The organism is Pseudarthrobacter linnaei (assembly GCF_055412825.1).
Map to the genome: position 1 here is coordinate 129189 of NZ_JBVAYX010000005.1, position 18964 is coordinate 148152.

Annotated in this window: 19 protein-coding genes and 1 riboswitch; of the genes, 10 read left to right on the forward strand and 9 right to left on the reverse strand. The window is 68.9% G+C overall.

Translation table 11 applies throughout. The features are described from left to right. Positions 1 to 34: 34 nt before the first annotated feature. Positions 35 to 703, forward strand: coding sequence for a HutD/Ves family protein (locus ACZYZ3_RS07090; RefSeq protein ID WP_463963119.1), 669 nt, complete (start codon positions 35 to 37; stop codon positions 701 to 703). Here the strand turns inward: ACZYZ3_RS07090 and ACZYZ3_RS07095 are convergent. The 4 genes from ACZYZ3_RS07095 to ACZYZ3_RS07110 form a co-directional block, all read right to left on the reverse strand. Further along, a complete protein-coding gene (locus ACZYZ3_RS07095) occupies positions 700 to 1527 on the reverse strand; it encodes an ABC transporter permease (RefSeq protein ID WP_463963120.1) in 828 nt (275 codons plus the stop codon). The two genes, ACZYZ3_RS07090 and ACZYZ3_RS07095, sit on opposite strands and share 4 nt — an antisense overlap. 41 nt (positions 1528 to 1568) lie before the next feature. Next, on the reverse strand, positions 1569 to 2498 hold the full coding sequence (locus tag ACZYZ3_RS07100) for an ABC transporter permease (RefSeq protein ID WP_463963121.1): 930 nt from the start codon (positions 2496 to 2498) through the stop codon (positions 1569 to 1571). Between the two features lies 1 nt (position 2499). After that, complete coding sequence (locus ACZYZ3_RS07105) at positions 2500 to 3687, reverse strand: ABC transporter substrate-binding protein (RefSeq protein ID WP_463963122.1); 1188 nt, start codon at positions 3685 to 3687, stop codon at positions 2500 to 2502. A 61-nt stretch (positions 3688 to 3748) separates the two neighbouring features. Continuing rightward, on the reverse strand, positions 3749 to 4822 hold the full coding sequence (locus ACZYZ3_RS07110) for an ABC transporter ATP-binding protein (RefSeq protein WP_463963123.1): 1074 nt from the start codon (positions 4820 to 4822) through the stop codon (positions 3749 to 3751). A gap of 238 nt (positions 4823 to 5060) precedes the next feature. Here ACZYZ3_RS07110 and ACZYZ3_RS07115 point away from each other — a divergent pair, with 238 nt between their 5' ends. From ACZYZ3_RS07115 to ACZYZ3_RS07140, 6 genes are all read left to right on the forward strand, one after another. After that, complete coding sequence (locus tag ACZYZ3_RS07115) at positions 5061 to 5801, forward strand: FadR/GntR family transcriptional regulator (protein ID WP_463963124.1); 741 nt, start codon at positions 5061 to 5063, stop codon at positions 5799 to 5801. Between the two features lie 38 nt (positions 5802 to 5839). Then, positions 5840 to 6550 carry a cache domain-containing protein gene (locus ACZYZ3_RS07120; protein WP_463963125.1) on the forward strand — a complete coding sequence of 237 codons (711 nt, stop codon included), beginning with the start codon at positions 5840 to 5842 and terminating at the stop codon, positions 6548 to 6550. 205 nt (positions 6551 to 6755) lie between these two features. After that, positions 6756 to 6821: riboswitch (guanidine-III (ykkC-III) riboswitch) on the forward strand. A gap of 9 nt (positions 6822 to 6830) precedes the next feature. After that, positions 6831 to 7154, forward strand: coding sequence for a DMT family transporter (locus tag ACZYZ3_RS07125; protein ID WP_463963126.1), 324 nt, complete (start codon positions 6831 to 6833; stop codon positions 7152 to 7154). Positions 7155 to 7156: 2 nt separating this feature from the next. Then, positions 7157 to 7561 (forward strand): DMT family transporter, encoded by a 405-nt coding sequence (locus ACZYZ3_RS07130; RefSeq protein WP_463963211.1) that lies wholly within the window; start codon positions 7157 to 7159, stop codon positions 7559 to 7561. A 134-nt stretch (positions 7562 to 7695) separates the two neighbouring features. Continuing rightward, positions 7696 to 8706: an aldo/keto reductase gene (locus ACZYZ3_RS07135; protein WP_463963127.1), complete on the forward strand. Its 1011-nt coding sequence runs from the start codon at positions 7696 to 7698 to the stop codon at positions 8704 to 8706. 22 nt (positions 8707 to 8728) lie between these two features. After that, positions 8729 to 9379: an MBL fold metallo-hydrolase gene (locus ACZYZ3_RS07140; protein WP_463963128.1), complete on the forward strand. Its 651-nt coding sequence runs from the start codon at positions 8729 to 8731 to the stop codon at positions 9377 to 9379. Positions 9380 to 9645: 266 nt separating this feature from the next. Here the strand turns inward: ACZYZ3_RS07140 and ACZYZ3_RS07145 are convergent, their stop codons facing one another. Beyond that, a complete protein-coding gene (locus tag ACZYZ3_RS07145) occupies positions 9646 to 11541 on the reverse strand; it encodes a DEAD/DEAH box helicase (protein WP_463963129.1) in 1896 nt (631 codons plus the stop codon). Positions 11542 to 11862: 321 nt separating this feature from the next. Beyond that, positions 11863 to 12120: a hypothetical protein gene (locus tag ACZYZ3_RS07150; RefSeq protein WP_463963130.1), complete on the reverse strand. Its 258-nt coding sequence runs from the start codon at positions 12118 to 12120 to the stop codon at positions 11863 to 11865. A gap of 217 nt (positions 12121 to 12337) precedes the next feature. Between ACZYZ3_RS07150 and ACZYZ3_RS07155 the strand changes: the two genes are divergently transcribed. Beyond that, the gene (locus ACZYZ3_RS07155; protein ID WP_463963131.1) at positions 12338 to 13048 is read left to right on the forward strand and encodes an SAM-dependent methyltransferase; all 711 of its coding nucleotides are present in this window, start codon (positions 12338 to 12340) and stop codon (positions 13046 to 13048) included. Between the two features lie 201 nt (positions 13049 to 13249). On the opposite strand, the gene ACZYZ3_RS07160 is transcribed toward ACZYZ3_RS07155, so the two are convergent. From ACZYZ3_RS07160 to ACZYZ3_RS07170, 3 genes are all read right to left on the reverse strand, one after another. Next, positions 13250 to 14659 carry an MFS transporter gene (locus ACZYZ3_RS07160; protein WP_463963132.1) on the reverse strand — a complete coding sequence of 470 codons (1410 nt, stop codon included), beginning with the start codon at positions 14657 to 14659 and terminating at the stop codon, positions 13250 to 13252. 352 nt (positions 14660 to 15011) lie between these two features. Beyond that, positions 15012 to 16304: an MFS transporter gene (locus ACZYZ3_RS07165; RefSeq protein ID WP_463963212.1), complete on the reverse strand. Its 1293-nt coding sequence runs from the start codon at positions 16302 to 16304 to the stop codon at positions 15012 to 15014. A 69-nt stretch (positions 16305 to 16373) separates the two neighbouring features. Beyond that, positions 16374 to 16982 carry a class I SAM-dependent methyltransferase gene (locus tag ACZYZ3_RS07170; protein WP_463963133.1) on the reverse strand — a complete coding sequence of 203 codons (609 nt, stop codon included), beginning with the start codon at positions 16980 to 16982 and terminating at the stop codon, positions 16374 to 16376. An 85-nt stretch (positions 16983 to 17067) separates the two neighbouring features. Here ACZYZ3_RS07170 and trmB point away from each other — a divergent pair, with 85 nt between their 5' ends. Both trmB and ACZYZ3_RS07180 read left to right on the forward strand, forming a co-directional pair. Then, on the forward strand, positions 17068 to 17991 hold the full coding sequence (trmB, locus tag ACZYZ3_RS07175) for a tRNA (guanosine(46)-N7)-methyltransferase TrmB (RefSeq protein ID WP_463963134.1): 924 nt from the start codon (positions 17068 to 17070) through the stop codon (positions 17989 to 17991). A gap of 161 nt (positions 17992 to 18152) precedes the next feature. After that, entirely contained in the window at positions 18153 to 18959 is an 807-nt protein-coding gene (locus ACZYZ3_RS07180; RefSeq protein WP_463963213.1) for a DUF1206 domain-containing protein, read from the forward strand. Positions 18960 to 18964 lie beyond the last annotated feature (5 nt).

Below are 18964 nucleotides of genomic sequence, written 5' to 3' on the forward strand. Positions count from 1 at the left end.
GACTACGTTCCCGGCCGGCGGATAGGGTGGAGGGATGCAGATCATCCGCTATGCCGAGCTGAAAGCCCACCCCTGGCGCAACGGCGGCGGGGTGACCCGCGAGGTGGCCAGCCATTCCGCGGCAACCGTCCCGCAGGACTGCCCCCCGCAGGACGGCCCCCCGGCCGCAGACTGGGACTGGCGGGTCAGCATCGCCGACATGTCCAAGGCCGGCGATTTCTCGGCGTTCCCCGGCCTGGACCGCGTCCTCACCGTGGTGGAGGGCGAACTGCTGCTGCTGAGCGTCGACGGGTCCGAGCACCCGCTCGAGAAGTACCGCCCGTTCCGGTTCTCCGGCGACGCTGTTGCGTCCGGGGCGCTTCCGACGGGCGATATCCGTGACCTGAACGTCATCACCCGCCGCGGCGTGTTCAAGGGTTACACCTCCATCATCGAGCTGTCCAAGAAGCGGGCGCATCCGGTGTTCGAGGGCCAGTTCGGAATCCTGCTCCAGGGCCAGGCTTCGGTCACTCCCGGCACCGCCGGCGCCGGGCCGGGCGCGCCGTCCGGCGGGGAGCCAGCTGTTGGTTCCCCGGGGACGCAGGGGCAAGAGCCGACCACGCTCGCCCGCTATGACGCCGTCGTCGGTTCCGATACTGACACTCCCGAGGTCCTGGGCCGCGGCTTCCTGGCCGTCGTGTCAATCGACCCCGTCGCGGGTTAGCCCTCCGTCACCTTCACCCGCGTGGCGCCGATCCCCACCGAGTCCTCGGACAGCCGCTGCGCGAGCCAGATCGGCACGATCGAGACGACGATCAGGACGACGGCCACGACGTTGACCACCGGCGCCTGATTGGGCCGGAAGAGGTTCTGCAGGATCCAGATCGGCAGGGTGGTGTCCCCGGCACCGATGGTAAACGTGGTCACGATGATCTCGTCGAAGCTCAGCGCGAAGGCCAGCAGGCCACCGGCCAGCAGGGCGGAGCGGAGCTGCGGGAACGTGACCAGCCGGAACGTGGTGAACACACCGGCGCCCAGATCCGCAGACGCCTCCTCCAGCCCGCCGTGCATCCGGCGCAGCCGCGCAATGACGTTGTTGAACACGGTCACCATGCAGAAGGTGGCGTGTGCGATCACGACCGTCCACATGCTCAGCGAGACACCCAGAATGGTGGTGAACATGTTGTTCAGGGCGATGCCGGTCACGATGCCGGGCAGCGCGATGGGCAGGATCACGAGCAGGCTGATGACATCCCGGCCGAAGAACTTGTAGCGCAGCAGCGCCAGCGCCAGGAGCGTCCCCAGCACCAGCGAAATGATGGTCGAGACCAGCGCCACCCAGAGCGAGGACACCACGGCCTCCCGGACGCCGGTGGAATCCAAGGCCCGCCCCCACCACTCCAGGGTGAACCCCTGCGGCGGCCAGCCGAACGTCCGGTCCGCGTTGAAGGAGTTCACCACCACCAGCAGCAGCGGCAGATAGATGAAGAGGAACACGACCGCGGTGACGACGCCGAGGATGACTTTGGCGCTTCGGGAAAGTCTCATGGTGCTCCTGCCGGCTGTTCCGGGCTAAACGCCGCCACTGGTCACAGGCTGTTGAGGGCGCCGGAGCGCCGGACGATGAAGAGGTACAGCGTGATGATGGCGATCGGGACAAGCGAGACGGCGGCGGCGAACGGCAGGTTGTTCGCGGCCCCGACGTTCGCGTAGACCACCGTGCCGAGCATCTGGGTGGTGCCGCCGACAATCTGGGCCGTGATGTAGTCCCCCAGCGAGAGCGAGAACGTGAAAATCGTTCCGGCAATGATGGAGGGGACCAGCAGCGGGAACATGACCAGCCGCATGGTGGTCAGCGGTTTTGCCCCCAGGTCCCCGGAGGCCTCCAGCAGCGAATCAGGGACCCGGTCGAACCCCGCATAGATCGGAAGGATCATAAACGGCAGCCAGATGTACGCCAGCGTCAGGATCACGGCGGTTTCGCCGTACCCCGGGGATTCCAGCCCGATCGGTGCCCCCAGCCACTCCAGCAGCCCGCCGTCGGCGAGCACGTTCCGCCAGGCGTAGGCCTTGACGAGGTAGCTGGCCCACAGCGGCATCAGCACGGCCACCACCAGCAGCTTCTGCCAGCGCGGTCCGGCCACCTTGGCGATGAAGAACGCCATGGGCAGTGCCAGGACCAGGTCGATCAGGGTCACGGCGATGGCGATCCAGAGGGTCCGCAGGGTGATCCGCTGGTAGACCGGATCGGTCAGGACCGTCACCAGGTTGTCGGTGGTCCAGACCGTGGACACCTTGCCGGTGAAGGTGTCCACGGTCCAGAACGCGGTGATCAGCAGCGCCGCGAGGGCGGCGATGTAGACGAGCACCAGCCAGCCGGCGGGGGCGGTCACCAGCCCCGCCAGCCGAAGGTTCGGCGAGCGGTGGAGCAGCGCCGAGAACCTGTGGGCTTTGGGCCGGGGCACGGCTGCTGCAGCTGGCGGCGCCCCGGGGACCGGGTGCTGCGTCTGGAGTGTCATGTCAGCCCTTGATCTCCGTCCAGGCCTTCGTCCACTCCGAGTAATCCGTGCACTTGACGTCCGTGCGGCCGTCCAGGCATTCGGCCACCGGGGTGGTCCAGTACCAGATCTGCTCCGCGTAGGCCTCGTCACCGGAGTGGAAGGTCTCGCAGTGCGCCTTGTCCTTGGTCAGCTCGCAGGCCTTGGGGTTGGCCGGCGACTCGCCGAAGTACTCCGCGACCGCCGCATTGGCCTCGGGGCTGGCGATGTAGTCCAGCCACAGGTAGGCACAGTTCTTGTTCTTGGACTCCGAACCGATCATCCAGGTGTCCGACCAGCCGGTGGCGCCCTCTTCGGGCAGCAGGGTCTGCACATTGGTCCCGTTTGCCACGGCGATGTTGGCGCCGACCTGCCACGTGGTGCCGACCACCGTGCTGCCGCTGGCGAAGGCCTGGACCTCCTTGACGACGTCGCTCCAGTACTCGCCGACGTGTTTGCGCTGCTCCTTCAGCAGTTCAACGGCGGCCGCGAGCTGGTCCTTGTCCAGCGCGTAGGGGTTCTTGATCCCGAGTTCGGGTTTCTTGGCCATCAGGTACACGGCGGCGTCGGCGATGTAGATCGGGGAATCGTAGGCGGTGACCTTTCCGCTGTGCTGGGCGGCGTCGTCGAACACTGCGCTCCACGAGCTGGGTGCCGGGGCGACGGTGTCCACGGAGTACATCAGCAGGTTGGCTCCCCAGCCATGGGGCATCCCATAGTTCTGGCCGTCCACGGTGTTCCAGGCCTTGTCCTTCAGGAACGGGTACACGTCGGCGTAGTTCTTCAGCAGGTCCATGTTGACGGGCTCCACGTCGTTGCCGGCAATCAGCCGCAGGGAGGCGTCACCGGAGGCCGAGACGACGTCGTACTGGCCGGTGCGCATCAGGGTCACGGCTTCGTCCGAGGTGCCGAAAGGCTTGAAACTCACCTTGCACCCGGTCTCGGTCTCGAAGGGAGTCACCCAGTCGACGGCGGGGTCGTTGCTGCCGTCCTCGACATAGCCCGGCCAGGCAAGGATGGTGAGCTGCCCTTCGCCCTGGCCGATTTCAGATTTGACCGGCTGCGGGGTCGGGGTGGCCGATCCCCCGCCGGTGGTGCCGCAGCCCGCCAGTGCGAGCGCTGCCGCCGCGGCCACCCCAACCACGAGGGAGGCCCGATTTCTTGATGCCATGATCCTTACCTTTCGTTGTGGGGGTGAAGCTGGTTCCGCGTGGCGGTGCACGGCTGGAACTTCAGGAGCCGCCGGGCGGCAGCCAGACGGCGGCGTCGTCGTCCCAGCTCACCGTGACGCGCCGGTCCAGCAGTTCCGCGTCGTCACCGGGCAGCGTCTCCGGGGCGAGAACGACGACGGCGGGACCGTCGTCGAGCTGCACCCGCACCTGGGTGGCGTGCCCGACGTAGACCAGGGCGGTGACGGTTCCGGGGCGGGAGGTGACGCCGGCGCGCGGTTCCGGTGCCGCCGTCCAGGACAGGCGCAGCCGTTCCGGCCGGATACAGACCTGCTCCGCGCGGCCGTAGAGTTTCTGGGCGTGGGCGGCGTCGAAGATGTTGGAGGTGCCGACGAAGTTGGCCACGAACGCACCGCCCGGGCGCTCGTAGATCTCGTGCGCCGTGCCGATCTGTTCCAGGCTCCCGTTGTTAAAGACGCCGATCCGGTCGCTCATGGTCAGGGCCTCCTCCTGGTCATGGGTGACGAAGATGAAGGTGATGCCGAGCGAACGCTGCAGTTCCTTGAGTTCCACCTGCATCTGCTGCCGGAGCTTCAGGTCCAGGGCGCCGAGCGGCTCATCCAGCAGCAGGACCTTCGGCTGCACCACCAGCGCCCGGGCCAGGGCTACCCGCTGGCGCTGGCCGCCGGAGAGCTGGGCGGGCTTGCGTCCGACGAACTTCCCCAGCTGCACCCGCTCCAGGGCTTCGCGGGCCCGCTCCTGGCGCTCCTTCCGGGGCATGCCCCGCACGCGCAGGCCGTAGGCAACGTTGTCGACGAGGGACATGTGCGGAAACAGTGCGTAGTCCTGGAAAACGGTGTTGAGGTCTCGTTCGAAAGGCGCCATGCCGGTGACGTCCTTGCCCTCAAGCTCGATGCTTCCGGATGTGGGCAGTTCGAAGCCGGCGATCAGGCGCAGGACGGTGGTCTTGCCGGAGCCCGAGGGCCCGAGCATGGAGAAGAACTCGCCCTGGCGGATATCCAGGTCCAGGTTGTTGACGGCGACCGTGTCCCCGAAGATTTTGGTGAGTCTCCGCATGCGGATCGCCGGAACCGCGTCCGTTTCGGCCTGACTTCCGGCGGCGAGCGTTTCGGTCATGGGGTGCGCCTAACTCCGTTGCCGGATCGTCTTAGATGCGACACAGCGGGATGTGCTCCAGGCCACACAGCGGGCTGATGGGCCAAATACTATTACTCCATAGGTTTTGTGTATAGACCCCCACGAGCGCCCGGATTAGGATGGCATCAACCGGACGCCGGCAGCCCCCAGCGCGCCGGCTCCTGGTGCCAGGACCAGGTGCGGGGGCGCGACGCCAGAAACTGCCAGGGAGGCCCGGATGCTGCTGACACCGCAGAGCGCCTCCCGCAGCCTGGCGGCCGTTTTCACCCCTATTAAATCCCGCGGCCTGGTGGACGAGGTGTGCGGCCGGATTGAACAGGCGGTGGAAACCGGGCTGCTCACCAGCGGCCAGCGGCTGCCCAACGAGACCGAACTCGCCGCCGCCCTGGGCGTCTCCGCGGTGACCGCGCGCGAGGCCCTGTCCCAGCTGCGGACCGCGGGCATCATCCGCACGGCCCGGGGCCGCAGCGGGGGAAGCTTCATCGCCGACGACGTCCTGCCCTCCCGGGAACGGGCCCTGGACCAGTTGCGGGAACTGACCCGGCTTCAGATCAGCGACCTGGGGCTGCACTACCAGGCCATCGCCGCAGCCTGCGCCAGCGTCGCGGCCCGGCGCTCCGATGCAGCGGACATGGCCACCCTGCGTTCCTTCATCCCGACGGCGGAGGAGGATCCGTTGCACTGGCGGCTGGCGCTCTCCGAGTTCCTGCTCGAGGTGGCCGCCATCGCCCGCTCGGCCAGGCTGGCCCGGGAACTGATCCGGCTGCAGGCCGACCTGGGCACGCTCACGCTGCTGCCGTGCGCCGACGCCGGCTACCGCGCCACGACCACCGGGCTCCTCGAGGAGGTCGCGGCCGCTATCGAGGTCCGTGAGCCGGCCGCGGCGGAAGCCGCGGTGAAAGCGCTGGTCACCGCCACCACGGACTGGCTGCTGACTGAGCAGTCCAAACGCTACTGACCACCCCCGGTTCCTTCAAGCTAAAGGCAGAGACCCCGATGTCGGAAACCACCGCCTCCATGGACACCATCGCCGTGCATGCCGGGGAACTGGATGCTGCCATCACCGGGATCGAGGACCGGCTCGCGGCGTGGGCGGCGGACACGGGAAGCGCCCTCGCCGCGCTCTCCGGCAGGGTCACCGGTACCGCCGTGGACAAACTCATCCGGCCGGTGGTCGAGGACCTGGTCAGGACGCCGGAAGGGTACTTTGCCGGCGCGGGATTCCTCGCCAATGCCGGGCTGCTGGGGCCCGAGCGCAGCTACATTGCCTGGTGGCAGGGCGCGGAACTGGAGCACGTGGACGCCCTCGCCAACTTCAGTCCCAACTCCATCAGCCGCTACGTCAAGTCCGAGTGGTTCCGCGTCCCGGTGGAGACCGGGCAGGCCCACGTGACCGGGCCGTACGTGGACTTCCTGTGCACGGACGAATACGTCCTGACCTTCACGCACCCGGTCTTCTGCCGGGCGGACGGTCCGGTGGTGGGCATTGTGGGGATGGACGTCACCGTGCAGCGGCTGGAGCGCGGCGCCCTGCCCGCACTGCGCCGGATCGGGGAACGTGCAACCCTGGTCAATCCGGACGGCCGCGCCATCGTCTCGGCCGCCCCGGACATCGCCGCCGGGGACCTCGCCGCCGCCGCGGAGGGCTGCAGCGTCCATCCCGTGGGCAGGAAGTTCCGGATCTGGAGCGGAGCCACCGTGCTCTGACCCGGCGCCGTCCCATCGAGTGCTCCGGAACTGCCGTTATGAACCCTCAATACGGCGGTTCTGGAGCACTCGATGGTGGGGTTCCCTGGGCGAGCTTGCGAGGCGAGGGGGCCGGCGGGGAGACTCGAAGGTGGGGTTCGCGCGGGTGCAGGGCGGGGATCCTGGGCGGGTTCGCCTCTCCGCGGGGGTGTTGCTAGGCTGGAATCAAGACCCCGCCACAGGGGCCTCCGGACGACGGTTCAGTACCCGGCACGCGACAAGACTGGCCACAGGAGCTGTCATGTCGTGGTTAATTCTCATACTTTCCGGGTCGCTGGAGGCCGTCTGGGCCGCTGCCCTGCACCGGACCGCGCAGGCCACGGGCCGCCGCCGGATTGCACCGGCCGCCGTCTTCCTCCTCTCCGTGCTGGCCAGCACGGGCGGGCTGGCAGTCGCCATGCAGTCCATCCCGACCGGCACCGCATACGCAGTCTGGGTGGGTGTCGGCGTGGTGCTGACCTCCGCCTACGCCATGATCACCAAGGTTGAGCCCGCCACCGCGGCGCGGATCCTGCTGCTCGGCGGGATCGTCGCGTGCGTGGCCGGCCTGAAGCTGGTGGCGTGACCATGCCCGCGAACCGCACGCCGAAACTGGCCACCCAGGCGCCCGCCGCCACCGTGGCCTGGCTCATCCTGCTCGCCTCCGCCGTGCTGGAGGCGGTCTGGGCCACGGCCCTGGGCCTGTCCGACGGTTTCACCCGCCCACTGCCGACCCTCGTGTTCGCGCTGACTGCGACGCTGAGCATGGCCGGACTGGGCCTGGCCGTGAAAAGCATTCCGCTCGGCACGGCCTACGCAGTCTGGGTGGGGATCGGCGCTGCCCTGACGGTCGGCTGGGCGATGGCGACCGGCGTCGAACCGGCGAGTCCGCTGAAATTGCTGTTCATCGCGGGGATTGTGGGCTGCGCGGCCGGGCTGAAGCTGCTGCCGGCGGGGAAATCCGCGGCTACCCCGGCGCTCCCGCCCAGTTAGTGTCCGACCGGACCGGTGATCCGGGGCGACACGCCGTGGCGGCGGCCCGACTGCCGGCAGTAACTGGGCGGGAGCGCAGGAATACTCCGGAGCGGCCCCGGGTTAGGGGTATAAACAGCGAAGGAGAGGCCCCGATGAAGGCAGCAACAGTCATGCTCGGCGACGGTTTGATGGTCAGTCCGCTGGGGTTCGGCGGCATGGCCCTGACCCCGGTGTACGGGGAGGTCGATCCGGCCGAGGCCCTGCGGACCCTGCACCATGCGGTGGATGCCGGGGTCAGCTTCATCGACACGGCGGACATCTACGGCGGCGGCAGCAACGAGGAGCTGATCGCCCGGCTCCTGGCGGAACGCCGGGGCGAGGTGCAGCTCGCCACCAAGTTTGGCTTGGTGGGCACCCCGTCCGCGGGCTACTCGGATATCCGGGGGGACGCCGCGCATGTGCGGCAGGCCGTGGACCGCAGCCTGCAACGGCTGGGCACCGACACCATCGACCTGTACTACATGCACCGCCGGGACCTCCGCGTTCCGATAGTGGAAACCGTGGAGGCCATGGCGGGGCTGGTGCAGGCCGGCAAGGTGCGGCATCTTGGCCTGTCTGAGGTGACGGCCGAGGAGCTGCGCGAAGCCAGCAGCGTCCACCCGATCGCCGCGGTCCAGAGCGAATGGTCCATCTGGAGCCGCGATGTGGAACAAAACGTCGTTCCTGCCGCGGCCGAGCTGGGGGTGGGTTTTGTGCCTTACTCGCCGCTGGGCCGGGGATTCCTCACCGGCACCGTGGACGCATCGACGCTGGGCAGCAACGACTTCCGTCGCAACATCCCGCGCTTCGCCGAGGCGGCGCTGGACGCCAACCAGGGTGTGGTCGCTGCCGTGCAGTCCGTCGCGGCTGAACTTGCCGCCGACGGGCAGGCTGCAACTCCTGCCCAGGTGGCTCTGGCCTGGCTGCTCGCGCAGGGCCGGAAGCTGGGGCTGCCCGTGGTCCCCATCCCCGGGACGCGCAGGGCGGACCGGATCGATGAGAACCTCGGCGCTTTGACGCTCGACATCACCGTAGCGCAACTCGAGAAACTCGACGCCGCTGCGGACGCCGTCGTCGGCTCCCGCTCCGCGGACCCCAGCTGGGTGTCCCAGGGCCGTGAATAGCGTCTTCCGTAGACTGAAGCCCATGGACTCGCTCATTCACTCGTTACGTGACATCACCATCCGCCGCATTTCGGTCAGCGAGATGGACAACAACGTGTATCTGCTCACCAGCACAGCGTCGGGCGCGCAGCTCCTGATCGATGCGGCCGATGATCTGGCCGCCATCCAGGGGCTGCTTGCCGACGCCGCCGCGGATACTTCTGCGGCGCCGAAGCTGGCCCTGGTTGCCACTACCCACCAGCACTGGGACCACGTCCGGGCGCTGCCGGGCCTGGTGGCGGCCACCGGGGTGAAGACGGCGTCCGGGACGGATGACGCCCCGGAGCTGCCGGTGCCGGTGGATGTTCTGCTGGATCACGGGGACGTCGGCAACTTCGACGGCTTCGACGTGACAGCAGTGCACCTGCGCGGCCATACCCCGGGGTCGATCGCGCTCGTGTACGAGGACCCGGAGGGCCCGGCGCACATTTTCTCCGGCGACTCGCTGTTCCCGGGAGGCGTGGGCAACACCCAGAACGATCCGGACCGGTTCGCCCAGCTGATCAGCGATGTCAGCGAGCGGCTGTTCGATGCGTATCCGGATGACACCGTGGTGCATCCGGGCCACGGAAAGCCCACCACCCTGGGTGCGGAACGCCCGCACCTGGAGGAGTGGCGCGCCCGCGGCTGGTAGCTGGCGCTGCGCTACGTGGTTTGCGCTGCGCTTCGTAGCTGACGCTGCGCTTCGACGCTGGCACCGCGCTACGTGGTTTGCGCTGCGCTTCGTGGTTTGCGCTGCGCTTCGACGCTGGCACCGCGCTTCGTGGTTTGCGCTGCGCTTCGACGCTGGCGCTGCGCTACGTGGCTGGCGCTGCGCGAAATGCCGGTCGCTGCGGTATTCCCGTAGCGTCCGGCATTTCGCGTAGCGCGAGTTACTTTATGTAGCGAGAACGCGAACCCTTAGCGGCTGCGGCGTTCGTTCGACGCCGGGGCGGACGCGCGGCGGGGGCCGCCGCTGCGTGCCGGACGGCCTTCGCTGGAACGGCCGTTGCCGCCGCCTGCATAGGATCCGCCCGAGGTGCCGCCGGTGTTGGAGGACCAAACAGCCGAGTTGCCACCGGCGTTGCTGCCGCCGCTCTTGGCGCCGGCAGCTGCCCGCTGGCCCGTTGCCGGACGCCCGCCGCGCTGTCCGCCGGTGGCGCCCCCGGTGCGGGGAGCCCCGGTGCGGGGTGCGCCGGTGCGGGGAGCCGAAGCGCCCCGGGCGTCGCTGCGCCCTTCTGCGGCGCGGCCGTCTGAACCACGGCCTGCCGAGGCGCGGCCACCGGCGGCCGGAACGTCGTTCCGGTGGGTGCCGTAGGAGGTTGAGCGGCTGCGGACGCTGCGGCGTTCGGCGCGCTCGGCATCCTGCCGGTCCTCATTCCGTTCGATGACGCGCTCTGCAGCGTTGCGCGCGGCGGCCTGGCCCTCGTAGGCCACGGCACGGCGCTCGGCGCGGGGCAGATCGGTGCGGGGTGCCTCAGTTCCGACGCGTCCGCGTCCGCCACGTCCGCCACGGCCACCCGCGGTGGGTGCGGCCTGGGTGGTGCGGCGGGCGCGCTTGCGCTCGGCGTTGGCGCCGGTGGAGCTGCCGCCGCCCTGGTTGGACCTGGCGGCCAGCAGTGCGGCGCGGGTGCGCGGGTCGATCTTGTCCGCCATTTCGCCGACCAGCTGTGCAACCAGCGGCGAGTTGGCAGTGACGCGTTCGAAGTTAACCTCGACGCCGGCAGCCTTCATCAGCTTCTTGACGTCCGACTGCTGCTCCGGCAGGGTCAGCGTGACCACGGTGCCGTCGGAGCCGGCGCGGGCGGTACGGCCCGAGCGGTGCAGGTAGGCCTTGTGCTCCGTGGGCGGATCCACGTGGATGACCAGCTCGACGTCGTCGACGTGGACACCGCGGGCGGCGACGTCGGTGGCGACCAGGACGCGGACCTCACCGGAGGAGAACTCGGCCAGGTTCCGGTCACGGGCGTTCTGCGAGAGGTTGCCGTGCAGGTCGACGGCTGGGATGCCGGCGTCGGTCAGGGTCTTGGCCAGCTTGCGGGCGTGGTGCTTGGTGCGCAGGAAGAGCACCCGGCGGCCGGCACCCGAGGCGAGCTCGACGATCAGCTGCTTCTTGACGGTCTGGTCGTTGACGACGAGCACGTGGTGCTCCATCGTGGTGACCGCAGCCTGTGATTCATCCACCGCGTGGGTCAGCGGGTTGGACAGGTAGCGCTGGACGATCTTGTCCACGCCGTTATCCAGCGTGGCGGAGAACAGCATGCGCTGGCCCTGGCTGGGGGTCATGTCCATGAGCTTCTTGACCACGGGGAGGAAGCCGAGGTCGGCCATGTGGTCGGCCTCGTCCAGCACTGTGATCTCGACACCTTCGAGGGTCAGGACGCGCTGGCGGATCAGGTCCTCGAGGCGGCCCGGGCAGGCGATGACGATGTCGACGCCGGCGCGCAGCGACTTTTCCTGGCGGGCCTGGGAGATGCCGCCATAAATAACGGTCGTGTTCAGGCCCATGGCCTTGGCCATCGGCTCAATGGTCGCGTTCAGCTGGGTGGCCAGCTCGCGGGTCGGCGCGAGGACTAGGCCCATCGGGCGGCCGGGCTTGCGGAAGTGCTTGGCTTCCCGCTCAGCGAGTCGTGCTACAAGCGGGATGGCGAAGGCAATGGTCTTGCCGGAGCCGGTGCGGCCGCGGCCCAGGACGTCGCGTCCGGCCAGGGTGTCCGGCAGGGTCTTGACCTGGATGGGGAACGGTTCAACGATCCCCTGGGCGGTAAGAGTGTCGGCGAGCGCCTTGGGCGTGCCGAGGGCAGCGAAAGTAGTCATATGTTTCAAAGGTCTTTCAGGCGGTATCCGTGCGGATATCGGCCCCCGGTGCCGGTTGGCCCAGGGGTTCGCCGAAGAAAAGTCAGGTGATCAACCGGCCAGCTGCCAGTTGGGGCGGCGGCCGGGACCAAATAGAACGCGTTCATCGACGCAGGATGTGCCTCTCACATGAAAAAGTCCCACTCCCTGAAGGAATCCGAAAGAAATCCGCAGGGGAACCGGTTGATGAACCGGACCGATCATTCAAGACCAAAGTGGGCATCACTGCACATCAAGTTCCCTCAGTCTATCATCCGAGGGGGGCCAGGGCCGATTTGTCCCTCAGTGCGCCAGGCTGGGGGACTGGAACAGCGGGACGTGCGACGCCGGGACCGCCACCCGCCGGATCACCAGCACCTCGGCGTCGATCAGCCGCCGGGTTCCGGTCCGTTCTTCCAAGATCCAGAAAAGGTCTGTGGCCGCCACCGTCCGGATTACCTCACCCCGGTGGAAGAGCTTGCCGTTGTGCCACGCTTCAACTCTGTCCCCCACAGACAGCTCCTCACACGATGTCACCTGCTGCACAACGTCTACAGTCATGGCCTGTTCCTTTCTCAGATCCGGATGAACCCCAGCGTCGTTCCGCTCTCCGGCTCCAGCCTCCACCACCGAGGTTTCGCGGGCGTTTCCAGGCGGTGATCTTCCTGTGTCAATTTCGGGCGCAGCCGATTTTCCGGTGTCGTCCGGAGCCTTCCCCTGCCATGATGTGGGAAGCGACCCACCCCCCCCCGACACCCCAGAACCGGCGAGGACAACGATGACGGACCACAAGCACCCCAAGCACGCGGAGCACACCGAGCACGCCGAGCACGCGGAGCACGCCGAGCACGACAGCACTGGCAGTGCGGCCCAAATGTGGGACGAGAAGTACCGCAGCCGGGCCAAAATTTGGAGCGGCGAGCCTAATCCGCAGCTGATCGCCGAGGCCGCGCATCTTCCTCCCGGGACTGCCCTTGACCTGGGCTGCGGCGAAGGCGCGGACGCCATCTGGCTTGCCAGCCGCGGCTGGCAAGTCACCGCCGTCGACGTCTCCGCCGTCGCGCTGGAGCGGGCCGAGGCGCATGCGCAGGAACGCGGCCAGACTGGGAACATCACCTGGGTGCGGCAGGATCTCGCCACCTGGGTTCCCGGGGAGCTCTTCGATCTGGTCACGGCGCAGTTCCTGCACTCCACCGTGATGCCCTGGCAGCAGGCCCTGCAGCTGGCCGCCGCGGCGGTACGGACCGGGGGCACGCTGCTGATCGTGGGGCACCACCCCGACGGGCTTCCGCCGTGGAGTCAGCACCATGATCATGCGGCGGAACGGTTCTATACGGCGGAGCAACTGGCCCGCGAGCTGGGGATTGAGGCTCCCGAGTGGCGGCTCGACGTCGTGGACACCCGGCACCGCAGCGCCACCGGGCCCGACGGCGAGGCTGCCGCGCTGACGGACGCCGTGCTGCGCGCCACCCGTCTCGCCGCCCGCTGAGCCTGGACCGGCCGACGGCCACCGCAGGACGCCTCTCGATGTCCTGCGTCGGCGTCGCCGGTAACGTGCGGGGTCGCCGGAAGATTCCGGCGACCGGGCACGTTACCGGCGATCTCGCGCAACCGGCCGGCCCGGGCGTGGCGGCGGGGCACGTTGTCGGCGGTCTCGCGCAAGCGGCCGGGCCGGGCGTGGCGGCGGGACCTATCGGCGCACGGTGACCCGCGCTGCTATGACCACCGCGGCGCCGCCGATCACGGCCGTCAGGGCGAAGACGCCCCCGAAAGAGGCCGAAGTCGTCGGGAACGCGGCAAAGATGATGCCCGTGGCGGCGAGGGACAGCGCCCCGCCGAGCGAGTCGGAAATGGACATCGCCGAACTGTTGAAGCCCTCGTCTTCCCTGCTGGACAGGGCCAGGGTCATCACGCTCAGGCGCGAGTACATCAGCCCCATGCCGGCTCCGGCGAAGACCCAGGCGGCGATCGCGACGGCGCCCGGCCAGTTCAGGACCGTGGTCGCCAGCACCAGGACGACGGCGCCGAGAACGAGCGCCGCGCCGATCCGGACCGCGCGGCGGTGGTCCAGGCGCGCCCCGAGCCGGCCCTGCACCGCCGAGCCCGCGGCCCAGGAGACGGCCCCGCCGGTGAGCGCCAGCCCGGCGAACGTCGGAGAGAAATCGTAGCGTTCCACCAGCAGGTACGGCAGGTACACCTCGGCGCCGAAGAACGCGGCAGAGGCCAGTCCGCGGGTGAGGATGACGCTGGGCAGGCCACGGCGTGCCGTCAGGGTTCCCCGCGGCACCAGCGGGCGGACGGCGATGAGGGCCACGGCGACGGCCGCGACCGCCGCGACCCCGCCGGCCACCGGAAGCCGGGCGGAGAGGTTCAGGCCGAGCACGGCGAGCGCCGCGAGCGCGGCCCAGGCCAGCCGGGTGGAGCCCGAGGACTTCCGCGGAGCCTCAGGGGACATGTCCCCCGGCGCGGCGGCCTTCCGGGTTCCGCCGTCGGGCGTGCCGTGCAGCCCCCGCAGGGCCGGCACCACCATCAACAGGGCCGGCACCACGAGCCCCACCACGCCGAGGAACACCCAGTGCCAACTGACCAGTTGCGCCACGAGGCCGGCGGCGAAGGGACCGACCAGCGAGGGAATCACCCAGGCTGCGGAAAATGCGGCGAAGATTTTCGGGTGCAGCACGGGCGGATAGACCCGGGCGATCACCACATACAGCGACACCGTCATCGCGCCGCCGCCCAGGCCTTGGACCAGCCGGCCGGCCACCAGGGCAGGCATGGTCGCCGCTGTTCCGGCGATCAGCAGGCCCAGCACAAAGAGGGCCACAGAGGCATACAGCGGCGCCACCGGCCCGCGCCGGTCGGACCAGCTGCCGGCGGCCACCATACCGATGACGCCGGTGGCGAGCGGGCCGGCGAACGCCAGTGCGTAAAGGGCAGCCCCGTCCAGCTCGCGGCTGACCAGCGGCATGATCGTGGTCACGGCCAGCGATTCGAAGGCGACCAGGAACACGAGAGCACAGGCGCCCAGCGTCACCAGCACATAGTCGCGGTTGAAGATGCCGGCTGAATCCAGACTCGGGGCGGGGGCGGTACGGGGCAAGGTCGTGGCCTGATCGCTAGTTGTGGACCGAACCGGTGAACCTCAGCCGGTGGTGAGGCCCGGGCCTCTGGCCGGTCGACGGTTCCTGGCGGAACGGGGATTGGCGGAACGGGGATTGGCGGAACGGGGATGTTGGCGGAACGGGGATGTTGGCGGAACGGGGATGTTGGCTAAAGGGGAAGCATGCCACAGCCGGCGGGCGGGGCGCACCAGGCCATCCGCGCCGTCGCTGGCCGCCACGTCCTGCCTGGCCATGGCCGGCCACCTCACCGATCAGTACCTGCAGGCCCGCCGCCCGTAGGCCCCTGCCGTCAGTAGCGTCCTTTAGTCTGCCGGTCAGCCGGCCCGCCGGTCAGCCGCCGATGAAGCGGTTCCTCCCGGCGCGGTAGCCGAAAACCGCGGCCAGCGATCCGACCACAAGGAACAGGACACCCGCTGCCGTGAAGGAGCCGGTGGCCTGGTGCAGCTGGCCGACCATCAGGGTGCCGGTGGAACCCACCCCGTAGCCGACGCCCTGCATCATGCCGGACAGGTGCGCGGCGGTGTGGCCGTCGCGGGTGCGGACCATGATCATGGTCAGCGCGACGGCGGTCAGGCTGCCCTGGCCCAGTCCCAGCAGCCCGGTCCACAGCCAGATCAGCTCCAGCGGGCCGAAGATGCTTAGAGCGAAGCCGCCGCCGGTCATGAGCGCCACCACGGTGTTGATCGCGCGCTGGTCCCGGAACCTGGTGGCGAGCGCCGGGGCGAACAGGGACCCCAGCATCTGCAGCAGGATCGAGACGGAGACAATCACCCCGGCGGTGCCGCCGTCCACCCCTCGTTCGCGTAGGATCGGGGCCAGCCAGGCGAACACGCTGAAGGACATCATCGCCTGCAGCACCATGAACATGGTCACCTGCCAGGCGACCGGTGAGCGCCACACGTTCACTCCGCCGTGTGCACTCTGGTGCCGGCCGTGGCGCTGCCGGATGGCCAGCGGCAGGAAGAGCAGAAGAACGACGCCGGCGGGCAGCGCCCAGAACCGCAGCGCCGCAGTCCAGTCCCCCGTCGCGCTGAAGACCGGGTAGGTGAACCCGGCGCCGAGGGCTGCGGAGGCACAGATCGCGGTGGTGTAGAGCCCGCCCATCAGGCCGAGCCGGTGCGGGAAGTCACGCTTCACCAGTCCGGGCAGCAGCACGTTGCAGAGCGAGATCGCGGCACCGCAGGCCGCCGTCCCTGCCAGCAGGGCGGGCAGGTGCCCGGCGTCCCCGGCGTCGAGCGGGCGCAGCAGCAGTCCGGCCGTGAGCACCGCCATCGCGCCCAGCAGCACGCGCTCTGCCCCGAAGCGGCGGGCCAGGACCGGAGCGAGCGGGGCGAACACCCCGAGCAGGGTGACCGGGACCGTGGTGAGGACGACGACCGCCCAGCCCGGCAGCCCGGCGTCGGCCGTCACCTCGGGCAGTACTGCAGAAAAGCTGGAGAAGACGGTGCGGAGATTCAGCCCGATCAGGACCAGGCACACACCCAGGTAGGCCAGGGTGCGGCGGCTGCCGACCCGCGTGGGCTCAGCCGCGGGCACGTCATCGATTTCGGCGTCCACCAGCAGGCCCGGGCGGTCCCCGACCTCGGTGCCGCTGGCGGTGGAGTCCTGGGAGCTTTTCGGTATGGTCACGGACCCATTCTGGCAGGCCCTGTGCAGGCGGAGGTGTCAACATCGTCGCCGTAGGCGGTTCCGTCAGCTCCGGCTCAGGATCAGGTAGCGTTCGTCGCTGATTTCCTTCCCCCACAGGGCCGGGTCTGCCAGCGCCACGACCTCGGCGTGGTGGCGGTGCCGAAGCACTAGTTCACGGCATTCCGCCGAGGATATGCCTGCGCCAGTGCCCCACAGCCCTTCCACGAGCAGCAATGTCCCTGGCTCCCGCAATAGCCTTGACCAATGGCCGAGGGCCGCATCCGGATCAGGGAGTGCCCAGAGGACGTGGCGGGCCAGCACCACATCGCAGCTCGCCGGAGGGTACGGCGGTTCCGAGGCATCACCCTGCAGGAACTCCGCAGCCGCGGGCAGCCCGGCGACGGCGGCCCTGGCAGCCGTGACCCGGGCCGCTTCCACCATTCGGCCGGACAGGTCCAGACCCCGGACGCGATGGCCCTCCTCCGCCAGCAGTAGGGACAGGCTGCCGGTCTCGCAGCCCGAATCAGCGACCTCGCTGCCGGGCAGGGGCATCAGAGGCAGAATCAGCTCCGTCCAGGCTTGGCGGACGCCGGGGTCAAGCAGACCATGGTCTGCTTCCCGGTCAAAAGAGGTTGCCTGCCCGTCCCAGTATTCGCGTGTTGCGTCATCCATGCGGACAGTCTGCCACGGACCCCCGACGGGGAAGCTGGCGCCTGCCCGCCCGGGCGGGCGCCGGGATTCCACTATTCTGGAAGGGATGAGTGAATCCCCAGAATCCCCCGAAACACCGCAGCCTTCGCGCCCGGTGACGCCCGGCACCCAGGCCTCCTTTGGCACCTATGGAGGCCGTCCGGTCAGCTTTGTGCGCCGCGGCACCCGCCTGCACGGCCGCCGGCAGGTGGCCTGGGACGAACACTCTGACCGCTGGGCCGTCGAGGTTCCCCGCCACGTCGCCAACACCTCGGTGCATCCGGACTACGTCTTCGACGCCGAGGCCGAATTCGGCCGGATGGCCCCGCTGATCGTGGAGATCGGTTCCGGGCTCGGCGACGCCGTGTGCCACGCCGCCGAGGAGAACCCTGACAAGGACTTCCTCGCCGTTGAGGTCTACACCCCGGGGCTTGCCAACACGCTGATCAAGATCAACAGCCGCGGCCTGAACAACGTCCGCGTTGTGGAAGCGAACGCCCCGGAGGTGCTCGCCACCATGCTGCCGGCCGGTTCCGTCACGGAACTGTGGGTCTTCTTCCCGGACCCGTGGCACAAGTCCCGCCATCACAAGCGCCGCCTCATCCAGCCAGCCTTTGCCGACCTCGCCGCCCGGGCCCTCAAACCCGGCGGACTATGGCGCATCGCGACGGACTGGTCCAACTATGCCGTCCATGTGCGCGAGGTCCTGGCCGACTCCGCCGACTTCGAGAACCTGCACGACGGCGAGCGCAGCGGCGCCGAGAGCCCCCTCACCCAGGTGTGGGAATCCGGCGTCGAGTCCCTCGTGGGCGGGGCCCCTGTCAAGGAGGGCCGCGCACCCGTGAGCACCGAACACACCGGCCCCAACGAGGGCTCCGACGAGACAGGCGGCTGGGCGCCGCGGTTTGACGGGCGGATCCTGACGAGTTTCGAGAACAAGGCGCACGAGGCCGGACGGCTCATTTTCGACCTCAGCTACCGCCGCCGCTGAGCGCCCGACCGAGGTGAGTCACCGTCGCAGGACCCGGGCACGCGGGAGTGCTGTTCCCGGCGGGTTCGGCGTGGCACGATTACGTCAGAGGCACGAACCGGGCGGACCTGCGATCCGGCAGAACCACCGAGTCAGTTGAAGGATCCATCATCAAAAGAGAACTGAAGGACGCCGCGGACGCGGCCGAGGACATCACCAACTCCCGGACGCTGGAGCTTGCGGCGCGGGCCGGGTTTGCAGTCAGCGGCGTCCTGCATCTGCTGATCGGCCTGGTCGCGATCCGGCTTTCCATGGGCGGCCAGGGCGATGCCGACGTCAGCGGCGCCGTGGAGCAACTCGCCCAGCAGCCGGCCGGGCCGGTACTGCTGTGGAGTTCCTTCGCGGCGTGTGTGGCCCTCGCCGTGTGGCAGACCAGCGATGCCATCTTCGATTTTGAACACCTTCCGGCGAAGAAAAAGATGGCAAAGAAGGCCAAGGCCGCTCTCCAGGCCGTGGTCTACGCCGGGCTCGCCGTCACCCTGTTCTCCTTCGCCAGCGGCGCCGGCAAGGACCACAGCACCTCCACGAGCGACCTCACCGCGTCCGTCATGAAAGCCCCTGGGGGCTATCTGCTCCTGCTCGCGGTCGGCGCGGGCATCGCAATTGCCGGCATCGTCTATGCCATCCGCGGCTTCCGGCAGTCCTTCGCCAAACACCTCCGGCTCCCCGACTCGGCGAAGGCCAGGACGGCCGTAACCGTCCTCGGCGTCGTCGGCTACACCGCCAAGGGCATCGCCCTGCTGCTGGCCGGCGTGCTGATAGTCATCGCGACAGCCAAAGTGCACCCCGAGGAGTCAACCGGGCTCGACGGCGGGCTGAAGGGCCTGCGCGACCAGCCCTTCGGCATGTACATGCTGGCCGCCGTGGGCATCGGCCTGATCTGTTACGGCATTTTCATGATGGTGCGGGCAAAACTCGCCAAGATGTAGTCGCC